Genomic DNA, 25,468 nt, shown 5'->3' on the forward strand with positions numbered 1-25,468 from the left:
TAGTTAGTATTTTTTCATAACTATATTTTCTAATCCATCATAGATGTTATCTATTCGGCTATAATTTTATAAACAGTATCTGTTTTTATCTGCGAAAAAATACAGTTAACTTTAAGGACCAACAATAAAATCACGTATTAAACCTAAAAATTACACAAATGAAAAACAAACTCTTAATTCCCTTAGCCCTTGCTATGATCCTCTTTACAGCTTGTCATCAAAATGAAACACAAGGTGATGCAGCTAAAAAAGGGAAATGTCCTTTCGGTTTTTCCTCTGAAGGACCTTCTGGTGGTCTCAATGTAAGTAATGATGGAAAAACCAATAGAGATTGGTGGCCCAACCAACTCGATTTAAGTGTCCTCAGACAACATTCATCAAATTCGGACCCTATGGGTCAGGATTTTAATTATGCTGAAAAGTTTAATAGCCTGGATTATGAGGCTTTAAAAAAAGATTTAACCCAACTCATGACAGATTCACAAGATTGGTGGCCCGCCGATTATGGGCATTATGGTGGGTTGTTTATTCGTATGGCATGGCACAGTGCTGGTACCTATAGAACAGGTGACGGCCGTGGAGGCTCGCGTGAGGGTCAGCAACGTTTTGCACCGCTCAACAGCTGGCCCGACAATGGCAACCTGGATAAGGCAAGGAGACTTCTTTGGCCCATTAAACAAAAATATGGAAGCAAAATCTCCTGGGCAGATTTGATGATACTTACTGGTAATGTTGCCTTCGAGTCCATGGGTTTTAAAACCATTGGTTTTGCGGGAGGTAGAGAAGACGTTTGGGAACCTGCGAGCAATGTATATTGGGGTTCAGAATCAAAAATGTTGGATGATGAGCGTTATACTGGGGACCGCGAGCTAGAAAGACCTCTGGCAGCGGTTCAAATGGGGCTTATATATGTAAATCCAGAAGGTCCTAACGGCAATCCAGATCCGGTTGCCGCAGCCAAAGACATACGAGAAACGTTTGGACGAATGGGAATGAACGATGAAGAAACCGTGGCGCTTATAGCTGGAGGGCATACGTTGGGTAAAACCCACGGTGCAGCATCCGGTTCACACCTTGGGGCCTCTCCCGAAGCTGCAGAAATTGAAGAACAAGGATTTGGTTGGAAAAGCGGTTACGGTACCGGAAAAGGTAAAGATGCTATCACCTCTGGTTTGGAAGTAATCTGGACCGCCACACCTACTCAGTGGAACAATACCTTCTTTGCTAATTTGTTTAATTTTGAATGGGAATTAACAAAAAGCCCGGGAGGAGCCCATCAGTGGGTTGCCAAAGATTCTGAGGCGATATTTCCCGATGCTTTTGATTCTGAAAAAAGACACAAGCCAACAATGTTAACTACCGATCTTTCGTTACGATTTGATCCTGTTTATGAAAAAATTTCAAGAAACTTTTTAGAAAACCCAGAAGCCTTCAACAAAGCATTCGCCAATGCATGGTTTAAATTAACTCATAGAGATATGGGTCCTAGAACGACATACTTAGGGCCAGAAAACCCTAAACAAGAATTTATTTGGCAGGATCCAATCCCTGAAGTTGATCACAAATTAGTTACTGCTCAGGATATTGCCGATTTGAAATCGAGCATTTTAGCCTCAAACCTAACGATTAGTGAACTAGTAGCAACAGCATGGGCTTCTGCATCTACTTTTCGTAACTCTGATAGAAGAGGTGGTGCTAATGGGGCTCGTATCCGATTAGAACCTCAAAGAAATTGGGAAGTTAATAACCCCAAACAATTAAATAAAGTATTGACAACTTTAGAAAAAATTCAAAACGATTTTACTGCAAAAGGCAAAAAAATCTCGATGGCTGATCTAATTGTATTAGGAGGAGCTGCAGCTGTTGAGGAAGCTGCAAAAAAGGCAGGATATCCCATAAAAGTTCCGTTTACACCCGGGCGCATGGATGCGTCACAAGAACAAACAGATGCAAATTCAATGGCTGTGCTAGAACCATTGGCAGACGGATTTAGAAATTATTTAAAAACAAAATATACCTTAACTACAGAAGAATTATTAGTGGACAAGGCTCAATTACTTACTTTAACCGTTCCAGAAATGACGGTTCTTGTTGGTGGTATGCGTGTTTTAAATGCTAATTATGATCGTTCGAGACACGGTATTTTCACAAAAAACCCAGGAACTTTAAGCAATGACTTCTTCATAAATCTTTTGGACATGAGTACCGCATGGAAAGCCGTTTCTGATAAAAAAGAAAAATATGAAGGAAGAGACCGGGCAACAAATGAGATCAAGTGGACAGCTACACGCGCAGATCTTATTTTTGGTTCAAACTCTGAATTAAGAGCTTTGGCTGAAGTGTATGCCAGTAATGATGCTAAAGAGAAGTTTGTAAAAGACTTTGTTGATGCATGGAGCAAAGTAATGACGCTGGATCGATTTGATCTGAAATAATTTTGTATAGCTATACAATAGAACCCACTTCGTTTTTAAAATGAAGTGGGTTTCTTTTGCAGAAAGATATTTATTGTAGATTTATACGTTTCTATAAAATAAAAAAACAACTATATCATGAATAATCAAAAAGGGCTAGCCTTATGGCATCAATTTGTTGCAAAAAGAGATGTGTCTAGATTAGGCGAACTTATCGCAGATGATGCAGTATTACATTCTCCTGTAGTATGGACACCCCAAAAAGGAAAGAAAATTGTAGGCATATACCTTACTGCAGCGGCTAGTATTATTGCCAATGAGCATTTCAAATACAAGAGAGAAGTGAGTAATAATGAGCATAGCATTTTAGAATTTACTACAGAAATTAACGGTGTTACCGTCGAAGGTGTTGATATGCTTACTTTTGATCAAGACGGAAAATTAAAAGACATCAAAGTGATGATTCGTCCATTAAAAGCTATACAGGTGGTACATCAAAAAATGGGAGAGTTCTTGGAGCAGATGAAAAAGTAATTCATACAGGTTCTAATATTCAACTTTTCGAAAATGATAGTGTATAAAATCTAAGTATCTTTAGAATGCATGTTTTTGGCTTAAAGCAGGTTGTATTCATCTGAGATTGTCCAAAATTGACAACTTTATATGTTCACGGTACTTGTATCTTACGTAAAAAGAAATTTATGAATAATCCTACACAACTAGATAGATACAAATCGCTATTAGATTTTTTAGATGAAAGGTTTAAAGAAGATATCTCTATTAAGGATATTGAAAATGTTTCTTTTTATTCTTACAGAAACATCAATCGAATCTTCATGGCATTACATCATGAAACTATCGGAAAGTATCTCAAAAGAATAAAGCTAGAAAAAGCTGCGCAATATCTTAAATATTCGAACAATACTATTTCAGATATTGCCTTAGAGGTTGGCTATAGCGATATTGCAGCTTTTAGCAAAGCTTTCAAAAATCAGTTTAATTGTGCTCCTTCTCAGTTTAGAGAAATACAAGAATTGAAACAGCAAATCACTAAAGAAGCAATAACTAAAAGCAAAACAACTCCAAAGCCTTCTCTTGAATTTGAAATTGAAGAATTACCGAGTCTTGAAAACATTAAACAATGGCATCTTTTTGAGGTATCTGAACCTTTGATAGCCAAAGATTTTTTTAGTATTCACATGATCACAGATGTGTTATTAAAAAATGGGCAAAAAATGTATGTTGATGAAATTATCGTTTATGAAGCAAGCGGTGATAAAATTATAAAAGAGCAATTTTTTTATAGATAAAACTTTCCAAATACTTCAAACAGGTTTCTAGCAAATAATTTACTATTTAAAATAGTTGGTCGATAGTTTTCATTGGTAAAAACATCTTTTTACTATCTGGTATAAACTCAAAGCCATATTTTTCATAAAAAGATTCTGCTTCTTTATCTATTGGATCTACTATAACAGCAAATGAAGCAATTTTTTTTGCTGCTAAATAACATTGATAAAGGGCATCCATTAATAAAAATTCCCCTGCTCTTTTTCCATTAAAATTTTTATCTCGTGCAAGTCTTCCTAAAAGAGTTACAGGAATTGTGGTGTAAGATTTTGGGAATTTTCTTTGATAGTTTTCAGGGATCATTTTACGAGGAATACCTGAATTAGAAAGTGTATAATATCCTTTTACCTTTTCTTTTTCATCCTCATTTTCAATAATTACATTACAAACAGATAATTTCTTTTTAATATCTTGATTGGCTTGCTTTTTAATATAATTATCTAATAATTCTTTTCCACTGCAAAAATCTTCACGGCAATGAGAAGATTTGAGATTTTCTGTTTGTAATGTCATTATTCTTTTACCTTCAAATACTTTTTCGCTGCATTTTTTAAAGCTTCATTAGGAGGTTCTGGATTCATTAAAGCGTCAAAAAATATTTCACTATCTCTTTTTGAAGCTAAAATCACTTCGTTTTCCTTAATAATCTCTTTTGCTCTTTTTTGAACAGTTTTAAGAACAAAATCTGTTAAACTTCCATATCCTCCAAGAGTAGCAGCTCTTTCAAATAATTCTTTTTGTTTTATCGATAACCTAGTATCAAACCGCGTTTTATCGAGTTTTTTTGTGACTTTCATAAGTGTATTAAGTAGAATTATTTCAAATGTACGTATAATTTCCGTACCTTACAATTATATGCGGAAATTTTCCGTACAATGCATTAAATTACCTCAAACATTTTACCTGGTAGAGGCCTGATCATTCCTTTCAGTTCCATATTTAATAGAACAGAAGCTGCTTTAAAAGTAGGGATCTTGCATTGCAAGGCGATAGTATCTAATAATTCTTTACCATTATCGCTTAAGAAAGTATGAATCTTCTTCTCATCTCCTTCTAACTCTACAAATAGTTTCTTTTGTACTATGGGTTGTTCTTTTTTTTCTAATTCCCAGTTAAGCATGTAGATTAAATCGGCTGCACTAGTTAACATATGAGCACGCTGTGTTTTGATAAGCATATTACACCCTTTACTCAAAGGATCATTGGCGCGACCAGGCACTGCAAATACATCTCGATTATATGAATTTGCAATATCTGCCGTAACCAATGACCCGCCTTTGTCTGCACTTTCGATAACTACTGTAGCTTCGCTAAGTCCTGCTATGATACGATTACGGCCTAAGAAATTTTTACGGTCGAATGTATCTGTACTCCAAAAATCAGTAAAAAAACCTCCATTTTCTTCGATTTGGGCTACATATTTTTTGTGTGCTTTAGGATAGATTTGATTAAGACCATGAGCCAAACACCCTACCGTTTGCAGTTTGTGTTTTACGGCTGCACGTTGTGCCGTAATATCTACTCCATAAGCAAAACCAGAGACGATAACGGGATCGATTGGAGCCAGAGTTTCTATGAGTTCTTCACAAAATTGAACTCCATAGCTGGTCACTTTCCTTGTACCCACAATACTCAATATCTTCTTCTCACGCAGATCAATATTTCCACTACTAAACAAAACCACCGGACCATCAATACAATGCTTCAATTTTTCGGGGTAATCTGGTTGATCATACACCCAATATCTCAGGTTATTTTCTTTGATAAATCGCAATTCGTTATCGGCAGCTTTGCGGTGTTCTGGATTATGCAAGTCTTTTATCTTGACAGCACCAATACCATCTATTTTTAAAAGATTACTGGTTTTTTCATGAAGTACTTCTTGTGCAGAGCCTACTTCGCGAATCAATTTTTTGATAGAATTATCCCCAAGATTAGGTACTTTTTTAAGCGTAAGTAAAGCTATTAATTTTTCGACGGTCATGTAATACTTTATAAGTCAGTACAAGAAACAAAAAAAATCGAAACTGTTAATAAATTCAGCTGTCTTAGTTTTGATCAGCTTCATTTTTTCATACCTTTGGTTAAATAACCACACACTGCAATAGCAGCACATTTTTAGAGGGGAAATGAATACAACAGCCAAATACATAAGCGAATTATTATATAGGTATGAATGTGTAATCTTACCAGGTTTTGGTGCTTTTTTAACAAGACGCCAACCTGCTACGATACAAGAAAGCACCAATTCGTTTTATCCTCCTCAAAAACAAATATCTTTTAATAGCCAGTTAAAAAACAATGATGGTTTATTAGCAAACTACATTGCTTCTGCTGAAAATATTTCATACACCGATGCTGTAGCCAAAATTCAGCGATATGTATTATCACTTAATGAAAAAATGGCGCAAGGCAAACGTATAGAATTGGATCATATTGGTGCATTTTTTACTTCAGTAGAAAACACCTTACAGTTTGAGCCATTACAAGATGTGAATTATCTTACCGAAGCATTTGGTTTAAGCTCTTTTGTTTCTCCTGTGATAAAACGTGAAGTTGAAATAAAGCGCGAGGTGTACAAAGAAGAAATTGAAGCCATTGAAGAAGTGGTACCTCTAACCTTTACTCCTGAAAAGCGCAAAGAGCGCCCTTATTTACAATATGCGGCAGCGGCTGCCATTGTGATAGGAATTGGAGGCTTTTTTGGCCTAAAACAAATAAGTGACAATACGATAAGCTATAATCATCAAGAGTGGCAACAAGCTAACCAAGAAATAGAAAACAAAATCCAAGAAGCTACATTTGAAATTTCTAACCCGCTACCGGCTATAAATCTTAATCTTATCAAAGAAGAAGAAACAACTACAGATTCCTCTACAGAGGTTGAAACTGTTTCTGGAAAATATCATATCGTTGCCGGAGCTTTTAGAATAGCGTCTAACGCTAATAAAAAAGTTGAGCAATTAAAGAATCAAGGTTTTAATGCTCGCCTAATCGGAGTAAATAAATATGGCCTACATCAAGTAGTTTACCAAAGTCATACTGATCGATTAGAAGCACTAAAAGCATTACGAAAGATTAAAAAAGAACAAAGTTCCAGAGCTTGGTTGTTTGTTGAAGAACTATAAATTCAAGAAATTTTTATTTCAAAGAAAACCGCATTGCATTTCATTTTTAGTAATATTCTTTTTGATTTGTAGTCATCATTTATACTTTTTGAGTAAAAACCTGATTGAATTCACAATCTACTCATTTCATTCTAAACCACTTTTATTCAACAGTATAGTGTAAGTTATCCAGACGTGACTATCTTTGCCAAAATTTTGTATCACATGGAAGCCAGATATCCTTCAGAATCTTGTACTACATTAACCGATTTAGTCTTAACAGGTGAAACCAATCCTCTTAATAATTTATTTGGAGGTGAGCTTTTGGCTCGTATGGATCGTGCAGCTGGTATTGCAGCTGGTAGGCATTCAAGAAGAATTGTAGTTACAGCCTCTGTAAATCATGTAGCATTTAATAAAGCTATTCCGTTAGGTAGTGTAGTTACGGTTGAAGCTAAGGTTTCCAGGGCATTTAGATCCTCTATGGAGGTATATATAGATGTTTGGGTAGAAGACCGACAAAGTGGCGATAAAACCAAGGCTAACGAAGCCATATACACCTTTGTTGCCGTAAACGAAAGTGGGACACCCGTAGCGGTACCTCCTATTACACCAGAAACGCCACTAGAAAAAGAACGTTTTGACGCCGCTTTGAGACGTAAACAATTAAGCTTGGTTTTGGCCGGTAAAATGAAACCTGATGATGCTACAGAACTAAAAGCATTGTTTATATAGTCTTATCGGTTATATACTCTTATCAGGTAAAGAATCATGGATAGGCTCTACAGTCTTTGTTTTGTTTGTACACTTAAGTTTGAAGAATTCAGCAAAGCTCTATTTAGTATTAATTATAGAGTAGCTTATTGCCCTAAAGCACTCCCCACAACACCAATAATAAAGCCTAAAAAGATCAAACCAATAATCATTACGGCTGTAATCACTACAAACTTCAATAGCCTTACAATTACTTGACCAAACGAGAGATTATATAGCCTGGTATACGCGTAGGTATAATAAATTATTGTACTTCCTAATCCTAAAAAGTGAATTGTTGTTGTAAAAACTAAGCCTAGTAAAAAGAAAATCGTGGTTAAAAGAAATGTAAGCCCTTGTATATATGCATTGATTACTAAATGCTCTCCATAATTATAGGGCTTCCAAAAGGTTAAAAAAGCAATTATGGCATAAAACGGTAAAAGCACAAAAGAAAACAAGTTATAGTACTTCAATATCGTTTTTTGAATTTTTTCTCCTTGCGCCAGCTGCTTTTTTAATAATTCATCATGATCCAATACCTTTACATTATCTGACACGTTTTCATCATTTGTCCTATCAGATAATATAACATCATTCATCGCCTCCATTTGTTTTTTATTTACCTCTCCAACTATACTAAGATAATCTTCAGAAAATTGATTGAATGCCAGTAATGAAATTGCAGCCCCGATAGCAAAGAAACCAAATGGGTTTACATATTTCTTTCGTGTTCCATCGATATACTCATTAAGCAGTACATGAGGAGAAGTGACAAGAGTTCTAATGGTAACAAAGTATCTATTATCCCACCCAAAAGCATTAGAAAACAGATCTTTGATCAAGTTCCTAAACGTAATTCGTTTTTTGATGACTTTTGCCCCGCATTCGTCACAAAACTTAGTTTTAGACGTGATACTTTTTTTACAATTTTTACAATTCATCCTTTATATTTAAGCCACTTTTTCAAGCTATAAATTACATTCTATAAATCCAACTTTGAGGGTTTAATCGTTTGGCATTTTGGTAAATCAAGAACTTCATGATTGCTCTTCCTGTAGTGGGGTTTGTACGAACTTGTCCAATAGATTGTTTGGTCGTTACTTTTTGTCCTTCTTTAACAGAGATATTTTCGATATTATAGTATGTTGTGATATAATTACCATGTCTGATCTGTACGAGGCGACTTGCACCTTTTAGTTTTTGGATTGCTATCACCTCGCCTTCAAAAATTGCCCTGGCTTTTTCTCCCTTTCTTGTTTCGATTTCTACACCGCTACTATTGATTTGTATGTTAGGTAATGTTGGATGTGGCTGGCGACCAAATTTTTTAGTCAATCTACCTGTACCCACAGGCCAAGGTAGTTTTCCTTTGTTAGATGTAAAATTATCTGCCAATACCTTGGCTTCTGCAGTTAATGCAAAAGTCGTGGCAGATCCCTTTTTAGTTACTTTTTTACCTGCTTTCTTATTTGCCTTGGCTATAGCTTCTCTAATTAGCTTCTCTATAGCCTTATCGATAGCATTAGCCTGCTTTTCTTTTTCTTTTATTTGCTTGGTATACTTTCCTTGTTTTTTGCGAATAGAGGCCATTAAAACTTGCTGTTCCTTCTTTTCTTCTTGAAGTTTTTGTTGTGCTTCTCGATTTTCTGCAATTAAGGACTCTTTATCTTCTTTTTGCGTTGATAAATTTCTGTTTAATTTCTGAAGCTCTTGAGTATTGCTCTCTATTCTGATTGCTTGTTCTTTGCGATGTTCATTATACTGCTTCATATATTGCAATCGCTTGTAGGCCTGCGCAAAATTTGATGATGAGAGCAAAAACATAATCCTACTCTGGTGTGATTTACTCTTATATGATTTTTTGATCATTCGGGCATAATCCTCTCTAAGAACTTTAAGCTCTTTACGATATACATCGATTTTTTTGAGATTCGTATTGATCTCTCTGGTAAGTAAATTAGCTTGTTGATTTGTAATTTTTATAAGGTTTTGACGTGTACTGATTTGTGAATTAATCGCTTCAACTTCGTCAAGTACAGAACGTTCTTTGAGCTTATTATCCGCTCTTAATTGTTTCATTTGCTCTATTTCTTGCCTAAGCCGCTGTCTTTCTTCTTCTAATTGTTGTTGTTTAACACTTTGAGCAAAAGAAGAAGTACAAATCAACAATAAACCAATTAAATATGTAAACTGTAATGTTCTCATTGAATAGTCACTTCCTTATATCCTGATGGTATTTTAAACGGAAAACTTACCGTAGCATTGTAATCAACTTGTTTATAATCTATACCTATCATGGTTTTATCCTTTCCTTGCAATGCTTCAATATAAATCTCTTTAGGAAACTCTTGATTACCCACTTTTTGATAACTCTGGTAATTGATCGTTAATATTCTATTATCTATGGGCTGTTTTAATTGTTGAGACGCTATTTTAAAACTATCTGGATGTATTAAAAATAAGCGTTCAAATAAAGCTAGCTCTGTTTTTGGTCGAAGTTGATAGCTCTTATTTGTAATTAATGCCTTGTATTTATCATCTCTTAGGTTAAATAATGCTTGGCCCAATAACAACTGTTGTACCTTATCAAAATCAAGATCATCAGTACCCAGCCAATCGCTTAGCATTTTAAAATCACCATCAAAATAAGTGTTATTGATTTTTTCGTAGTAGCTTACTTTTTCTGGAGTAATTAATACTTTTGCAAGGGTAATCCCAAGCATTTTTACACTAATCCAAATGGTTTTATCTTTTTCAAATCGAAGGGTAGCATTTGGGCTAAAGGATTTTTTTCCATCATCATATCTTACTTTTATTTTGGCATTAAGGGTTTCAAAATTGAAAGCTCGATTATAATGATTAGCAATGATTTTTTCTGCGTTTAGTTTTTTGATTCCAGATTCGCTAACAGCTTTGGTTCCTTTACAAGAACTTAGAACCATTATAAAACATAGTAAATACAATATTCTGTTCATTAACCCTTATGATTTTTTCTGAAGTTGCACGACCTTTTCTTTATATTCTGTAGCTTTTTCAACATTACCTAGTTTTTGATAGGCTTCACTAATTTGTGAATAAAAGTCGGATTCCATTTTTAGGTCATCTATCACATAATCTATACCAAGAGTAAGTGTTTCTATGGCTTCTTGTGATCTTTCTAAATTAATTAACGATACTCCATTGATTAAATAGAAGATAGGTTGTGCCGGGTACATTTCTAATGCTAATTTGCTACCTATTTCGGCTTTATCATATCGTTTCAAATCTAATTGCAAAAGAAGAATTCTTTTCAGTAATGAAAAATCATTGGCACTACTTTTAATACCACGTTCGTAAAAATTAAGCGCTAATTCTTTTTGATCTTTTTTGTAATAGTAATGCCCAAGCTCTGTAAGTACTTTTGTATTATTACTTCCTGTAGATAGAACAGTAATAATATCTGTTAGTTGAGATTCGTACTGTGGGTTATTATCCAGAAATAGCAAAAAATCGTGGATAACTTTATATTTAGATTCGATGTCTATTTTTTCGCTTTTTAAGGCAATTTTCATAGAACGAATTGCTTCATCGGTCTTGTTATCTTCAAGATAAAACTTATATAGTGCCAGGTGTACCAGTTCTGATTTTGGTTTCTTTTCCAATAATCGTTGTGCAACCTGATATGCCTTGTTTTTTTGATTATCCTTGCTATAGAGGTAGATTAAATTAAGATAGTTTTGTTCTACTTTAGGTTTTTCTTTGATACTGTTTTCTAATCGAGAAATTTGATTGTTGGGATCCGTAATTTTTGCAGAGATCTTTTTTCGTAATTGTATACGGTACTCATCAACACCAAGTTCTTCATTTAATTCATCTATAACCGTCAAAGCATCATCATATCGTTTTTCATGAAAATATAAATTAGCCAGTTGCTCTTTAAACATAGAATTATAGCGAACTAGTTTTTCAACTATTTCTATTGACTCTTTATATTTTTGCTGTTTAAAATAGCATTCAAACAGTAGTTCTAAAACATGCCTATCATTTGGTTTTTCTTTGCGTACCTTATTAAAGTTTTGCTCTGCCCGTTCGTATAATTTGAGTTCTAGATAGTTTTTTCCTAATTCTAAATATAGAAAATTAGGTTTTGGATCTATTGCAACACATTTTTCTAAAGCCTCAATGGCTTTATCATGATTTGTGATTGCTTTTTGTTTTAGCGCTTCAAAAAAGTTTTCCTGAAATTCGTCAGAAACATTTCCTAAATCATCAATATTTACCTCTTGCTTAGGTTCTATTTCTTGAGAAAAAGAAATACGGCTTCCTATTACAAGAAATAGACATAAAAGGTATATATGTTTCCGATACTTAATCATAAAACTCTACGAAGTTATTCCTACATCACAAATTATTCTAAAACAGAATAGTCTCCTATACTTACTGTTTTAAACTTTCCATCGTAGATGGCATTGTTCCCAATCATAGCATTGTGTAAGTTAGCATTTTTTATGACAGTTTGGGTCTGTATCAGGCTATTTTTAATAGTTGAGTCCTCAATAGTACATCCATTTCCAACAGAAACATTAGGACCTATAGTTGTATTACGTAGCGTTACCCCTTCTCCAATGTAACAAGGCGGAATTATTGTTGTGTTGTCCTGGGTTACTGTTTCGCTAACCAATTTTTCGCCATCTTTTTGCAAAAAACCTAGCATCCTAGAATTCGTCTCTACAGTCACATTTTTGTTTCCACAATCCATCCATTCATCTACTTTTCCTGTAACAAAAACTTTGCCACTTGCCATCATTCTTTTAATTCCGTCATTAATTTGGTATTCTCCTCCATTAATGATGTTATTATCCAATACATATTGAAGTTCGTTTTTAAGCACTCCAACATCTTTAAAATAATAGATTCCTATCACGGCAAGATCTGATACAAATTCTTGTGGCTTTTCTACCAGTTCTACTATTTCATTTTTGTCGTTAAGTTTTACTACTCCATATGCTTCTGGTTGGTCTACTTGTTTTACCCAAATAACAGAATCTGCTTCTTTATCTAAATTAAAATCTGCTCTAATTAAGGTATCTGCATAGGCAATCACTGCAGGTCCAGATAATGATTCTTTTGCAGACATAATTGCGTGACCTGTACCTAATGGTCGATCTTGTCTATAAATCGATGCCTTTGCTCCCAAGCCTTCGGCCAATTCGGTTAAACTAGAAACTACATCATCTCCAAAAAAAGCAGGATCTCCTAAAATAAAGGCTATTTCATCAATAGGTTCTCCTAAAACCTTAGCAATATCAGATACTAATCGGTGTACAATAGGTTTACCGGCTACTGGTATTAATGGTTTAGGAACTGTAAGCGTATGAGGTCTAAGTCTAGATCCTCTTCCTGCCATAGGTACAATAATTTTCATATAGTTTTGTTGGTTTTTGTGTTGTTATCTTATTTCACTCCAGTACTTCCAAATCCTCCTTCGCCTCTTGATGTTTCGGACAATTCTGCTACTTCTATCCATTCTGCACGTTCATGCTTGGCTATAACCATTTGTGCAACTCGCTCCCCGTTTTCGATTACAAAATCTTCATTAGATAGATTTACTAAAATTACTCCTACCTCACCTCGATAATCTGCATCAATAGTTCCAGGAGCATTAAGCACGGTAATTCCTTTTTTTGCTGCTAAGCCACTTCGCGGTCTAACTTGGGCTTCATAACCAACTGGCAACTCTATAAACAAGCCTGTTTTGATAATTGTCCTCTCTAAAGGTTTTAAAGTAATGGGATCTGAAATATTAGCTCTCAGGTCCATTCCTGCAGAAGCAATTGTTTCGTAATGTGGGAGATCATGTGTAGATCTATTGATAATTTTAATTTGCATATTTAGAATAACACTTGATTTTGTGAGTGTTTATTTTTTTAATATTCGACTTAATTCCTTCTTTTCGGCGGCGTACAAAATTACTAAAAACAGTAGTAACAACGGGATAGAAATCAAATAATTACTATCGAACACATAAAAAGACACGATCGAAAAACCAACTGATAGTACAAGGTATGCCCCTATCTTTTTGAGGTTATATGGAATAGGATAATATTTTCTTCCAAAATACCATGATAATAGCATCATTGAACCATATGCAGCCAAAGTAGCGATTGCTGATCCGACATAGCTATATTTCGGAATTAACGCAAAATTAAGTACAAGTGTAATTATGGCCCCTATAACCGAAATGTAAGCTCCAAATTTGGTCCTATCGGTAATTTTGTACCAAACGGATAGGTTATGATAAATCCCTAAACAAAAATTTGCAAGTAGAATTATAGGAACTACGATCATAGCTTCCCAATATTCGGGCTTTCGAATCATGAATTGTTTGAGTATATCTGAAAACGTAACAATAACGATCAAGATAAAAGATCCAAAAATCACAAAATATTTAGTTATCGTAGCATAGGTTACTGGTGCATTTTTTTCTTTAGCATGACTAAAAAAGAAAGGTTCGATCCCCATCCTAAATGCCGTAGCGAATAACGTCATAAATAAAGCCAGCTTATAACATGCAGCATAGGCTCCAGAATCAAACAATCCTTGTTTCGGACCCAAAATTGCTTCTAATAGGATTTTATCAAAACTTTCATTAATTGCAAATGCAACACCTGAAATCAATATGGGGGTTCCGTAACCAATCATTCTGCTCCAAAGCTCTTTATCAAACTCATACTTAACCTTAAAATAAAAAGGAAGCATTACTAATAGCGTAAATCCACTGGCGAGTATGTTAGCTATTAAGATATACTGAATTTGAAAATCTTCTATGTAGATGCCTTTCAACATTTCTACTTTCTCTGAAAGGTTTGGCAAGAATATAAGAAAGAAGATATTGAAGGTAACATTGATAACAACATTGCTAATCTTAATTACCGAATAACGGATTGGCCTTTCTTGAGCACGCAAACTTGCAAAAGGAATAATAACCAGGGCATCTAATGCCAGAATCAATATTACATATATTAAAAATTCTTTATCAATACCTAAAAGTGACGCTATAATGTCTTGCGAAAAAACTGAGGTGATCACAAAAAGTAAGGTAGTTACTGCTATAGAAATAGATGCAGTACTTGTCACCTTTTTCTTATAACTATTTATATTCCAAAATCTAAAAAAGGAGGTCTCCATTCCATAAGCTAGTACCACGTTAAAAACCACCATCCACGAAAATAAAATGGTAACACGACCAAATGATATGGGGCCATCGAGATATTTAGTATGCACAATTACCAATAGAAAAGACAACATTCTAGGAAGTACTGTTGCTAGTCCGTAAATAAAAGTTTGTTTAAATAATTTCTGAAATATGCTCAATGGATGAAATAATTGTGTGGATAAAAATACAATTTTTTATGTCGGAAATTGCTAAAGCAGGTTATTGCCTTTTTTCTATCTCAAGAGTTGGGTATATATATTCTTTTTTACCCTGACTTGTTTTAATAACTAACGTATTTGCTGTTAACCAACCATCTTCAATTAAAAAATCATAAATTAATCCATCATTATCTGTTATAACAGGAATTTTTATGCTGTCTGAAAGTATTGCAACTTTATAAAATAGGTTTTTAGAATAATATGGAGCTTCAAAATCTGTGGGTTCTAAATTGTGTTGTAAAGGATAATAACGATTAAGATCCCCTAGGGTTTTGATTTGTGGGTCGTCTATATAGGTAGTATTAAAAACCGGACCTGGCTGCTCATCATCAAAATGAGGATTTTTATAATCAAATTTTTGAGTGATTTTAAAATCTGCATCATCGATTAATGCACCCGATTTAGTATTATTACTACAGGCCATTAAGAAAAAGAAAAGAGATACAAGGTTAATTAAGAAAAATCTTATCATACGCAGCATATATTAGATGAAGATATTAAATATTGTCTATTGCTTATTTCGCATAGGCATCGCGATCATTGGTTTTTCTGCCAGATTATCTATCTTAAAATAGTCTTCTTTATTACCTTTAGTAAACACTACAATACACTCATTTCCGGTTAATTTAAATGGGATTTTTTCTTCGACAATTGGTGCCGAATTTCCAAATTCTTCTTTTGAATCAGCACTCATAACTAAACTCTTCCTTTTGGCAGGATATGTGTATCGGCCAACATAAATTGCTTCGTTGTTAGGCTTTAATTTTACCTTTTTTCCTTTAAAATACACATAGTTAACTACAATATCTTCGTTTTTTTTGATGGGAAGATATATGGTAAAACCCGAACCAGCTTCTTCGCGTCCTGCCGCCCATTTTTGAAAATATGCATTTTCTATTGTGATTGAAACGACTTCATCTACGTTCTGACTACTGGCACATTGTGTAAACAAAGGTAGTGCTGCCAGAGAAATAGCTATTTTACCAACTATGTTTTTAAAATTTATCATATTCTAAAGTTTATCTCTTTTATTAAGGTTCAAAACTAATGCCAAAGATAAGTAAGTTCGCATATTAACAAGAAAAAGCCTCATAAGATACTTATGAGGCTTTTTTTATAATAGATAATTATGTATTCTAACTATTCAATGCTTCTGCTCCACCTACGATTTCAAGAATTTCATTTGTAATCGCCGCTTGTCTCGCTTTGTTATATGATAACTTAAGCGAATCTCTAAGCTCGGTTGCATTATCGGTTGCTTTATGCATTGCTGTCATACGTGCTCCATGCTCTGATGCAAAAGAATCGCGTATTGCTTTGTACAATTGAGTCTTAAGTGACTTAGGGATCAATTGCTCTACAATCTCCTCTTTTGATGGCTCAAAAATGTAATCTACATTAGTTGCCGTTGCATTTTCTACAGGAACAATTGGTAAAAACTGCTCTATAGTTACATCTTGTGATGCCGCATTTCTAAACTTATTGTAGACGATTACAATTTTATCATAAGAACCAGACGTAAATTGCTCCATTAATTCTTCTGCAATAGCCGCTACATTGGCAAAAGTAAGATCATCAAATAGGTCACTTTTATTGGCAATTACTGTATGTGTTTTAGAAACTACATCATTAACTTTTTTACCAATGGTCACAAAATCTACCTGTTTACCAGCGTATTCGTTTTCGTATAATCCCCTAACACCTTTAACGATGTTGTTATTAAAAGCACCAGCCAAACCACGGTTTGAAGCAATTGCTACTACTAAAACTTTGTTTACTTCGCGCTCTTCTGCAAATACACTAGCACTATCTCCTTCTAAGGAAGCACTCAAACTTTGCAATAACTCAGTAAGTTTATCTGCATATGGACGCATCGCAGTAATTGCCTGCTGTGCCTTATTTAACTTTGCAGCCGATACCATTTTCATGGCACTGGTAATTTGCATCGTTGAAGATACAGAGGTAATTCTATTACGTAATTCTTTTAAATTCGCCATTGTTGTTAAATATTGAGTATTGAGTAGTTAGTAGTTAGCCACCTTCTAAATCAATACTTTTCTAATATTAAACTTAATAAAGTACAGTGTATCAAAATTCTAATCCCTCGATACTCTGTACTCAATACTAATTTTTATACTTCGCTGAAATCTCTTTACAAGCAGATAATAACACATCGGTTACTTCGTCTGTAAGTTTTCCAGCTTTAAGCGTATCTAGTGTATCTCTATGCTTCGCATTAAGATATTCTATATAATCGCTTTCAAACTCTTTTACTTTGTTTACAGGAACGTCTCTTAACAAGTTTTTAGAACCTGCATAGATGATCGCGATTTGATCTTCTACAGTATAAGGATCATTTTGTGCTTGTTTAAGAATCTCAACATTACGCTTACCTTTTTCGATTACATTTAAGGTAGCCGCATCAAGGTCAGAACCAAACTTAGCAAATGCTTCTAGTTCACGGAACTGCGCCTGATCAAGTTTTAACGTACCTGCTACTTTCTTCATTGATTTAATCTGTGCCGATCCACCTACACGAGATACTGAGATACCTACGTTAATTGCCGGACGAACACCAGAGTTAAATAAATCTGAAGTTAAGAATATCTGACCATCTGTAATCGAAATTACATTTGTTGGGATATATGCTGATACGTCACCTGCTTGTGTTTCGATAATTGGTAGTGCAGTTAATGATCCTCCTCCTTTTACTTTGTCTTTTAAAGAATCGGGAAGGTCATTCATATCCTTTGCAATACTATCATCAGCGATAACTTTTGCAGAACGTTCTAATAATCTTGAGTGAAGGTAGAATACATCTCCAGGATATGCTTCACGACCTGGTGGACGACGTAATAATAATGATACCTCACGATATGCTACCGCTTGCTTAGATAAATCATCATAAATGATTAAAGCAGGGCGACCTGTATCTCTAAAATACTCACCAATTGCTGCACCAGCAAATGGAGCATATACCTGCATTGGAGCAGGATCAGAAGCGTTAGCCGCTACGATAGTCGTATAAGCCAATGCACCTTTATCTTCTAATACTTTTGCAATACCAGCCACTGTAGATGCTTTTTGACCAATAGCAACATAGATACAGTATACCGGTTCACCAGCATCATAAAATTCTTTTTGATTAAGGATCGTATCGATACAAACTGTTGTTTTACCAGTCTGACGGTCACCAATTACTAGCTCACGCTGCCCTCTACCGATCGGCACCATAGCATCAATAGACTTGATCCCTGTTTGTAGTGGTTCATTTACCGGTTGACGGAAAACTACCCCAGGAGCTTTACGCTCTAATGGCATTTCAAAAGTTTCACCTTCGATAGGCCCTTTACCATCGATAGGATTACCTAGTGTGTCAACTACACGACCTACGATTCCTTCTCCAACATTGATAGATGCAATACGTTGTGTACGTTTCACTGTTGCACCCTCTTTTACTTCTGTTGAAGAACCTAAAAGTACTACCCCAACATTATCTTCTTCAAGGTTAAGTACGATACCTTCTAAACCAGATTCGAACTGTACTAATTCTCCGTATTGAGCATTAGACAATCCGTATACACGTGCGATACCGTCACCCACTTGTAATACAGTCCCTACCTCTTCTAATGAAGCTGATGCTTCAAAACCAGATAATTGTTGTTTTAATATTGCTGATACTTCAGCAGGATTCACTTCTGCCATTTTATATTAATTTAGAAGAATGAGATTACAGCCTCATTCCCTTATTATTAAATTTATATTTTAATTACTTAATTCTCTTTTTAAACTTGTAAGCTTATTCGCTATACTTGCATTGTATTGCAAGTCTCCAACTCTAAGGATAAATCCTCCGATAATGCTTTCGTCTACTATATTTTCTATAGTTGCTTCGTTACCAGTTAGCTCTTTAACTTTTGCTAGTACTTTTGTGCTTAATGCCTTATCTAAAGGTACGGCTGTAGTTACTTTTGCTACTTGAGTATTATTTAATTGATCAAATAAAACAATGTATTGCTTAGCTGCATCTGCTAATAAGTCAACTCTTTTATTCTGAATTAATGTTTCAAACAATTTTTGAGTAATCTCTCCAACATTTTTAAAGATCTCACGAAGTGAAGCTAATTTCACTTCACTTTTAATCAATGGGCTGTTTAACACCATTCTGAGCTCAGCACTATCATCAACAGTAGCGATAATACTTTGCATATCTTTCTGAACATCTTCGGTAGCTTTCTTATCCTGAGCTAAACTCAAAACTGCTTTTGCATAACGTATTGCTGCTCTACTCATCTATGATTAGTTTAAAGTAACATCTCCCAACATAGAATCAACTAATTCTAATTGTTTCTTTTTGTCGGCTAATTCATTTCGTACTACTTTTTCTGCAATTTCTACAGAAAGTCCAGCTACTTGACTTTTTAGATCTGCAATTGCTGCTTTTTTCTCACTAGCGATAGTAGCTTGTGCTTGAGCAACAATTTTATCAGCTTCGGTTTGAGCCTCGGCTTTTGCATCAGCGATCATGTTTTCTTTAAGCTGTCTTGCTTCTTTTAGCATACCATCACGCTCTGCTCTTGCTTCATTTAAGATACGCTCATTATCTGCTTGAAGGTTTTGCATTTCTTTTCTAGCTGCTTCTGCAGACTCTAATGCATCTTTAATTCCCTCTTCGCGATTGTTCAAAGAATCAAGAATAGGTTTCCAAGCATACTTTCTTAATAAAAATAGTAATACTAAAAGTATTAATGCTTGCCAGAAAAATAGTCCGAATGAAAAATCATTAATTAATTTATCCATTTCTTATATGCTTATTTGTTTTTGTCTAATCTTTAATTGTCAAATTATTACTACCTACAACCAACCGTTGCAGGTAGTAATTTGAAATTTTTACTTTCCAAGGATTAAAGCAGCGAATGCTAAACCTTCTAAAAGTGCCGCGATAATAATCATCGCAGTTTGAATCTTACCTGTAGCTTCTGGCTGACGAGCGATTGCTTCCATTGCTGATCCACCGATTTTTCCTAAACCGATACCTGCTCCGATTACAATCAAACCTGCACCTACTAAACCTGGAATTTCCATAAAAAAAGTATTAAAAATTAAACAATTGTTATTAATGATGATCGTGATCCTGAACTGCAAGACCTATAAACAAAGCAGACAACATCGTAAAGATGAATGCCTGTAAAAAGGCTACTAAAAGTTCTATCACTGATATAAATATTGTTAATAGTAATGAAATCGGAGTCATTACATATACGTTTTGTGCTGTAAAAATTAATGCGATTAAGCTCATAATTACTACGTGACCCGCAGTAATATTTGCAAAAAGACGAATCAATAGTGCAAAAGGTTTTGTTAACGTACCTAAAATCTCAATAGGCATTAAAACAATTTTCATAATTACAGGAACACCCGGCATCCAGAAAATATGCTTCCAATACTCTTTGTTTGCACTAAACTGAGTAATAAAATATGTAAACAATGCTAAGCAAACTGTTATGGCGATGTTTCCTGTAACATTAACTCCAAGTGGAGTCATCCCCAATAAGTTTAAGATCCAAATAAAGAAAAATACAGTAAGCAAGAAGCCCATAAATTTTCTGTGCTTTTCTTTACCAATATTTGGAATCGCTATTTCATCTCTAACATAAATTACAAGTGGCTCTAAAACCCTACCAAACCCTGTTGGTAAGGCACCCTTTTTGTATGATTTTGCAAGACCTCCAAACATAAGCAGCATCAACACTCCCACTAGAAGCATAGTAACCACATTTTTGGTAATAGAAAAATCTAACGGCTTTGCATTTGTTGCATGATGATGCTCGTCATAATTAATCGTACCCTCAGCATCAGTCTTGTATATTTTTCCATGGTCGAGCTTATAGAAGTTTCCTCCAACTTCTGCCACAGTTTCTCCATGATGAAATTTAGAAGAAGGAAATATTTTTAATCCATTATCCCATAAAATTACTGGAAGAGGAAATCCAACATGAGAACCTGTTTCTCCATCAGACCAAAGTGTAAAATCATGAGAATCCTGAAGGTGATGTTCTATATACGCATCGATTTCAGATTTTGTATCAACTTTGCCACCATTCTCTCCTTTTTCAGGTTCTTTGGCAAATAGATTAGTTGCGGTAAAAACCAGGGTAAAAATCAATAAAATTTTAACTACATTACGTTTTTGCATTACGTATAGAATTTCGGTTCCTAAATTTCCGTGCAAATGTACATAATTAAGTTAGATTCTTAAACTATTTTAGTTAAATAAGTTTAGATCGTGCCAAAAAGACAAAATACGCTGTAAATCAACTATTTAATTGATCTTAATATTTTAGAAATATAATAAACCTCAAGAATTAAACAGATTATGTAGGGAATAAAGAAATCAAGAAATGCATTTTTATTGATTTCGATTTCGTTAAGTCTAAGAACAATAAAGAAAGCCCCTGTTTTTATAAAACTTCCTGCCAGAAAAATAAAACCTATTTGGTCTTTATACTTTTTACTAAGAAAGATTATTGTAGAAATAAAAAGTAAAGTGAACACGGCATTAAACAGATAAGATAATCGAATAACATCTGAATTAGCATTCAAAAAATAACGATTAGTAATCATTATTTGAATAAAATAACTTCCAAGAACTATAATGGCAAAAGGAACAACAAACTTAACTACTTTTTGAAGCATACTATTAAAATATTCTGCAAAGGAAATAAATTATACTCCAAAATCAATTAGACTTATTGATTTTATTAAGTTGTTTGATAACTAGATATAGAGATGTTGCCACCCCTAATAGAACAAAAAAAATAGTAAACCACTTATCAGTTAATTCATAGTACGTATCCAGTTTCTCTCCTATATACGCAAATGAAAAAATTATAGCTCCCATTTCGAAAGCTATACCTGTAAGAATAGCAAACCTTCTAAGCTGGTTTTTATTTGAATTTTTCTCCTTTTCCATTTCCAATATTATGGCCAAAAAATGATATCCCTGACGCATCAAAATTCATAAACAAAGAAAAATTTCTCCTTATTTTTTTCCAAGTTCTGCAAACAATATCACGACCAGCACCAGCACATTAATAGATTGTAACTGACTTTCGTTGCATATTCATCCACTTATGTGCATTGAAACATAAGCTACTTAGATCAATAAAAAGCATTAAAAGACCGAATTCAGTCTTTTTAAGCCGATTTGCCCTGTCCTTGCGCTGAAGCTCCTGATTGTGGTTGTCCAGGTTTTTGATCGCTTGATTTACCCAGAGATTTTACACCACCTTTCATATTACATGATGCATTAAAGTTTGCTCCTGGCTCTACGGCCAGTTTACCAACTGTTACTTCTCCTTCTATGTGTGCTGTTGGTTTTAACGATAGTGTATTTGATACGTTAAGAGTTCCTGAAAATTTGCCTTCAAAATCAGCATCAGAACACTCTAATGTTCCTTTTATGAAGCCTGATGATCCAACAACTACTTTGCCCGTTGTTTTAAACGTTCCTTCGATGGTTCCTTCTATTCTAAAACCTCCTTCAGAAATAATATCACCAACGATTTTAGTTCCTTCGGAAATTTTGTTTTGATTGCGTGAGAAATCGGTCATACCCTGGTCTCTTCCTTTTTTGTTATCTGAAAACATAATATATAAGGGGGTTTAAGTTATTATTTATTGTCCTGATTCTTCTTCTGGTTGTTTATACTCTTTATAATCCTCCAGTGTTTTATGAATCTGAAGAATCCTATAGTTAGGCGATGCTATTGTAAAATGTTCTGCATCAACTTTTTCGTAATATTTCTTTCTTCTGTTCCATTTGGTTAGGTCAACGCCTCGGGTATCTTCAGTTTTACCCAAAGACAACAATTCTGCAAAACCTTCGGCTCCTAATCTATTTCTTTTTGTATGTACAACTACAAACTGTTGATCTTTAGTATACACATCTAAAGAAACTTTCATTTTTTCATATCGAAGTTCTTTGATAATATTCTCCAGATGCTCTTTAAGCCCTTGCGCTTGATTTTTACCTAATGTAGAAAACGTATAAATCAATTTGTGATTCTGTAATTCGTCTACTCCCTCTTTGAATGTACTGTTTTCTATCTGTGGTATCGTAACCCGATACATGATCTGTGCTTTTTTACCTTCAGGACTTTGAGGGTAATTAAGGGAAACATAATTAAGTGCTTCTTTATATGCCTCAAAACCCCTGTAACGACCTATTGCTTGAGCCTTTAATAATTCGAATTTTGGTAAAAAGTTTTCGTCGCCTCCAAATTTTGTAATAAGCTCATCGCTTCGTTTGATTACAGAAGCATATTTTTGGTTTTGAAAATCTTTATACAGCAAATTATATTGAGCTTCCGGACTATCTTTATCACCTTCTAAAGCTTCTCCTGGATTTTGTAGAATCTTAGCATATCTTGATGAAGAATGATTATTAATAATATCTTGTTTATACTTATCTGAATTGGCAACATCATTCTGAACCTGGTAAATTTTATACAAATTATACTTTGCTGGAACAATCAAACGTTCTTCAGGGTTGCTTTGCAATAAGTTTTCTAACTTATCTACAGCCAAACCATACTCCTGGAATTTTTCTTTATAAATAACACCTAATTGGTAATATGCAAAGTTACGATCAGTTTTTAGACTGTCAACAACATTTTGATCTGTAGGAAGTTGTGCAATGTAGGTCTGTGGATCAAAAGCCGGATCTGTATCAATAGAATACTCTTTTACTTCTTCTTGCTCTTCTGATGAAACAGCACTAGGATTAGTAATACTTGATATCCTCCAATTATCCTGTAATTCTCTGTTACCGTACGTTCTTTTAAACGCTGTTTTTCCGTACGCTACAGTAGTTTGATTATAGAAATAAAATACCGCTGCAGCATTCGGTTCTTTAGGCACTATGCCTCCAGGTTGTTTAAATCGTTGTTCTATCGGCAACTGATCTTTTATTTTGGCAATTTCGGCTGCCTTTTCGGCTGCTATGGCCTTTGCTTTTATCTTTTCGGTATATTCAGAATAATATGCCAATCTCTCTTCGGGTGACATGGCAACAAGAGTAAGGATACTATCATTAACCTTAGCTATACCTTCGTATAAAATTACATCATCCAGATTGTCACGCTTTTTCTTTAGCACTCTGTATCGTTTTGAATCTACAATCATACGTTGTAAAGTACTATCATAATAAGCCCCCGATGTGGCGTATTCTTTTCTGTCAAAATTGATATCACCCAGCGTATAATAATTAAGAGATTCTAAATACTTATCTTCAGATTTGGTGCGTAACGATTTATTATAATACTCTACTGCCAGATCAATAGAGTCTAATGTTTTAAAATAAACTGCTTTTTGATTGTATATTTTATCCAGAAAAGGTCTGTTTTCTCTGTTTTTTTCGAGTTTTGACAATAACTCCAAAAACTCCTCTTTATTTCCGTTTTCGTAATTGAAGTTTCGTGCCTTAGCCATATGAGCATTCATCAGATAACGTCTTGGAGTTCTCCTGTTTAATTCGATAACCTGATCAAAAGCATAATTAGCACTGTCTTTAAAGCCTAATTGATTTAGCAATTGTCCTTTTATATATAAATAACGTCCTTTTTCCTCAAATTTTTTAGTATGAACCGCCGCTTTGTTGATATAAGTAACCGCAGAGTCTTTTCTTTCAAGATTGATATATGCCTGAGCCATCATAGCTACTGCATCAGCATAATCCTGGGGTTTCATATACTCTTGCTCAATCATTCTTGTTAAATCCTCGATTGCTTTTTCATTATTATCCAGACGAAGATTGGTTTTAGCTCTCCAAACTTTGGCATGGTTAATCGTATTACTGGTAGGGTATTTATAAAGAATATAATTAAATGCTTCTAAGGCAGGGATAAATCGTTGTTCGAAGTATCTCGATTTACCGAGCAATAAAAATGCTTCATCGATTTTAGGATTGCGCTCCCTTTGATCGATAAGCATACTGTGTTTCTGGATTGCTTTAACTGATTTTTCTTCGGCTCTATCAAAGTTTTGGTTTAATACCTCGTTGGGTAATCTTACATCCTCACTTACAATCATTCTTTCGATCGGAAGCAACTCCCAAAAGTTGTCTTTATAAGATTGTATAATATCCTGCTGGCCCTGATCAAAAGCTAACCGGCCATTATATAATGTATTATTTTTTGTAGTAACGTCGTGCCAAGCACGATTAACGAATTTGTCCTTTTTCCGAGAGCAAGCAAATCCTAAAACAGCCAAAAACAATACCAACGTGATTTGTGATATTTTTCTTCCCAAACCTGATAATTTATAAGTGTGATAACTAAAAAACTTTCGTTTTAGTGTGTTTATTGTATACAAAAATATGATGTACGTCGTAAAAATACATTTCTTTCATTAAAAAACCGGTGGTTA

The 25,468-nt window shown here is 34.4% G+C and carries 27 protein-coding genes; 5 read left to right on the top strand and 22 right to left on the bottom strand.

Annotation, left to right across the window (positions count from 1 at the left end; genetic code table 11):
* Positions 1-194 precede the first annotated feature (194 nt).
* From katG to JJQ60_RS13935, 3 genes are all read left to right on the top strand, one after another.
* Positions 195-2,435 carry a catalase/peroxidase HPI gene (gene katG / locus JJQ60_RS13925; protein WP_201921564.1) on the top strand — a complete coding sequence of 747 codons (2,241 nt, stop codon included), beginning with the start codon at positions 195-197 and terminating at the stop codon, positions 2,433-2,435.
* A gap of 117 nt (positions 2,436-2,552) precedes the next feature.
* Positions 2,553-2,948 carry a nuclear transport factor 2 family protein gene (locus JJQ60_RS13930; protein ID WP_201921199.1) on the top strand — a complete coding sequence of 132 codons (396 nt, stop codon included), beginning with the start codon at positions 2,553-2,555 and terminating at the stop codon, positions 2,946-2,948.
* 167 nt (positions 2,949-3,115) lie between these two features.
* Positions 3,116-3,724: a helix-turn-helix domain-containing protein gene (locus JJQ60_RS13935; protein ID WP_201921202.1), complete on the top strand. Its 609-nt coding sequence runs from the start codon at positions 3,116-3,118 to the stop codon at positions 3,722-3,724.
* A 46-nt stretch (positions 3,725-3,770) separates the two neighbouring features.
* Here the strand turns inward: JJQ60_RS13935 and JJQ60_RS13940 are convergent, their stop codons facing one another.
* The 3 genes from JJQ60_RS13940 to dprA all read right to left on the bottom strand — a co-directional run bounded on the left by JJQ60_RS13940 (position 3,771) and on the right by dprA (position 5,748).
* On the bottom strand, positions 3,771-4,277 hold the full coding sequence (locus tag JJQ60_RS13940) for a GNAT family protein (RefSeq protein WP_201921205.1): 507 nt from the start codon (positions 4,275-4,277) through the stop codon (positions 3,771-3,773).
* Positions 4,277-4,561 (bottom strand): type II toxin-antitoxin system TacA family antitoxin, encoded by a 285-nt coding sequence (locus tag JJQ60_RS13945; RefSeq protein WP_201921208.1) that lies wholly within the window; start codon positions 4,559-4,561, stop codon positions 4,277-4,279. Before JJQ60_RS13945 ends, JJQ60_RS13940 begins: the two co-directional genes overlap by 1 nt.
* A gap of 83 nt (positions 4,562-4,644) precedes the next feature.
* Positions 4,645-5,748, bottom strand: a complete 1,104-nt coding sequence (gene dprA / locus JJQ60_RS13950) for a DNA-processing protein DprA (protein WP_201921223.1) — start codon at positions 5,746-5,748, stop codon at positions 4,645-4,647.
* 145 nt (positions 5,749-5,893) lie between these two features.
* On the opposite strand from dprA, the gene JJQ60_RS13955 reads away from it, so the two are divergent.
* Together JJQ60_RS13955 and JJQ60_RS13960 are read left to right on the top strand one after the other, a co-directional pair.
* Entirely contained in the window at positions 5,894-6,892 is a 999-nt protein-coding gene (locus JJQ60_RS13955; protein ID WP_201921226.1) for an HU domain-containing protein, read from the top strand.
* A gap of 204 nt (positions 6,893-7,096) precedes the next feature.
* A complete protein-coding gene (locus JJQ60_RS13960) occupies positions 7,097-7,606 on the top strand; it encodes an acyl-CoA thioesterase (RefSeq protein WP_201921229.1) in 510 nt (169 codons plus the stop codon).
* Positions 7,607-7,731: 125 nt separating this feature from the next.
* Here JJQ60_RS13960 and JJQ60_RS13965 read toward each other — a convergent pair whose 3' ends face one another.
* From JJQ60_RS13965 to porW, 19 genes are all read right to left on the bottom strand, one after another.
* Complete coding sequence (locus JJQ60_RS13965) at positions 7,732-8,568, bottom strand: DUF3667 domain-containing protein (protein ID WP_201921232.1); 837 nt, start codon at positions 8,566-8,568, stop codon at positions 7,732-7,734.
* Positions 8,569-8,602: 34 nt separating this feature from the next.
* The gene (locus JJQ60_RS13970) at positions 8,603-9,832 is read right to left on the bottom strand and encodes a murein hydrolase activator EnvC family protein (RefSeq protein WP_201921234.1); all 1,230 of its coding nucleotides are present in this window, start codon (positions 9,830-9,832) and stop codon (positions 8,603-8,605) included.
* The gene (locus JJQ60_RS13975; RefSeq protein WP_236669126.1) at positions 9,829-10,602 is read right to left on the bottom strand and encodes a DUF4292 domain-containing protein; all 774 of its coding nucleotides are present in this window, start codon (positions 10,600-10,602) and stop codon (positions 9,829-9,831) included. Before JJQ60_RS13975 ends, JJQ60_RS13970 begins: the two co-directional genes overlap by 4 nt.
* Before the next feature lie 6 nt (positions 10,603-10,608).
* The gene (locus JJQ60_RS13980) at positions 10,609-11,982 is read right to left on the bottom strand and encodes a tetratricopeptide repeat protein (protein WP_201921238.1); all 1,374 of its coding nucleotides are present in this window, start codon (positions 11,980-11,982) and stop codon (positions 10,609-10,611) included.
* Positions 11,983-12,014: 32 nt separating this feature from the next.
* Positions 12,015-13,031, bottom strand: coding sequence for a sugar nucleotidyltransferase (locus JJQ60_RS13985; protein ID WP_201921241.1), 1,017 nt, complete (start codon positions 13,029-13,031; stop codon positions 12,015-12,017).
* A gap of 29 nt (positions 13,032-13,060) precedes the next feature.
* Complete coding sequence (gene dut / locus JJQ60_RS13990) at positions 13,061-13,495, bottom strand: dUTP diphosphatase (RefSeq protein WP_201921243.1); 435 nt, start codon at positions 13,493-13,495, stop codon at positions 13,061-13,063.
* A 30-nt stretch (positions 13,496-13,525) separates the two neighbouring features.
* Positions 13,526-14,980, bottom strand: coding sequence for a lipopolysaccharide biosynthesis protein (locus JJQ60_RS13995; RefSeq protein ID WP_201921247.1), 1,455 nt, complete (start codon positions 14,978-14,980; stop codon positions 13,526-13,528).
* 61 nt (positions 14,981-15,041) lie between these two features.
* Positions 15,042-15,512: a hypothetical protein gene (locus JJQ60_RS14000; RefSeq protein WP_201921249.1), complete on the bottom strand. Its 471-nt coding sequence runs from the start codon at positions 15,510-15,512 to the stop codon at positions 15,042-15,044.
* A gap of 36 nt (positions 15,513-15,548) precedes the next feature.
* Positions 15,549-16,049, bottom strand: a complete 501-nt coding sequence (locus JJQ60_RS14005; RefSeq protein ID WP_201921251.1) for a hypothetical protein — start codon at positions 16,047-16,049, stop codon at positions 15,549-15,551.
* A gap of 127 nt (positions 16,050-16,176) precedes the next feature.
* Positions 16,177-17,037 (bottom strand): ATP synthase F1 subunit gamma, encoded by an 861-nt coding sequence (atpG, locus tag JJQ60_RS14010; protein WP_201921253.1) that lies wholly within the window; start codon positions 17,035-17,037, stop codon positions 16,177-16,179.
* Positions 17,038-17,164: 127 nt separating this feature from the next.
* A complete protein-coding gene (gene atpA, locus JJQ60_RS14015) occupies positions 17,165-18,745 on the bottom strand; it encodes a F0F1 ATP synthase subunit alpha (protein ID WP_201921255.1) in 1,581 nt (526 codons plus the stop codon).
* 60 nt (positions 18,746-18,805) lie between these two features.
* Positions 18,806-19,333, bottom strand: a complete 528-nt coding sequence (gene atpH / locus JJQ60_RS14020) for an ATP synthase F1 subunit delta (protein ID WP_201921258.1) — start codon at positions 19,331-19,333, stop codon at positions 18,806-18,808.
* Positions 19,334-19,339: 6 nt separating this feature from the next.
* Positions 19,340-19,840 carry a F0F1 ATP synthase subunit B gene (locus JJQ60_RS14025; RefSeq protein WP_201921261.1) on the bottom strand — a complete coding sequence of 167 codons (501 nt, stop codon included), beginning with the start codon at positions 19,838-19,840 and terminating at the stop codon, positions 19,340-19,342.
* 90 nt (positions 19,841-19,930) lie between these two features.
* Positions 19,931-20,125 (bottom strand): ATP synthase F0 subunit C, encoded by a 195-nt coding sequence (atpE, locus tag JJQ60_RS14030; protein ID WP_201921264.1) that lies wholly within the window; start codon positions 20,123-20,125, stop codon positions 19,931-19,933.
* 31 nt (positions 20,126-20,156) lie between these two features.
* A complete protein-coding gene (gene atpB / locus JJQ60_RS14035) occupies positions 20,157-21,236 on the bottom strand; it encodes a F0F1 ATP synthase subunit A (RefSeq protein ID WP_201921267.1) in 1,080 nt (359 codons plus the stop codon).
* Positions 21,237-21,358: 122 nt separating this feature from the next.
* A complete protein-coding gene (locus JJQ60_RS14040) occupies positions 21,359-21,736 on the bottom strand; it encodes a DUF6168 family protein (protein ID WP_201921269.1) in 378 nt (125 codons plus the stop codon).
* Positions 21,737-21,779: 43 nt separating this feature from the next.
* On the bottom strand, positions 21,780-22,013 hold the full coding sequence (locus tag JJQ60_RS14045; protein ID WP_201921272.1) for an AtpZ/AtpI family protein: 234 nt from the start codon (positions 22,011-22,013) through the stop codon (positions 21,780-21,782).
* Positions 22,014-22,237: 224 nt separating this feature from the next.
* A complete protein-coding gene (locus JJQ60_RS14050; protein ID WP_201921275.1) occupies positions 22,238-22,690 on the bottom strand; it encodes a bactofilin family protein in 453 nt (150 codons plus the stop codon).
* 27 nt (positions 22,691-22,717) lie between these two features.
* Positions 22,718-25,351, bottom strand: coding sequence for a type IX secretion system periplasmic lipoprotein PorW/SprE (gene porW, locus JJQ60_RS14055; RefSeq protein ID WP_201921278.1), 2,634 nt, complete (start codon positions 25,349-25,351; stop codon positions 22,718-22,720).
* Between the last annotated feature and the right edge of the window lie 117 nt (positions 25,352-25,468).

Source organism: Aquimarina mytili (assembly GCF_016735115.1).
In the GTDB taxonomy this organism is placed as follows: Bacteria; Bacteroidota; Bacteroidia; order Flavobacteriales; family Flavobacteriaceae; genus Aquimarina; species Aquimarina mytili.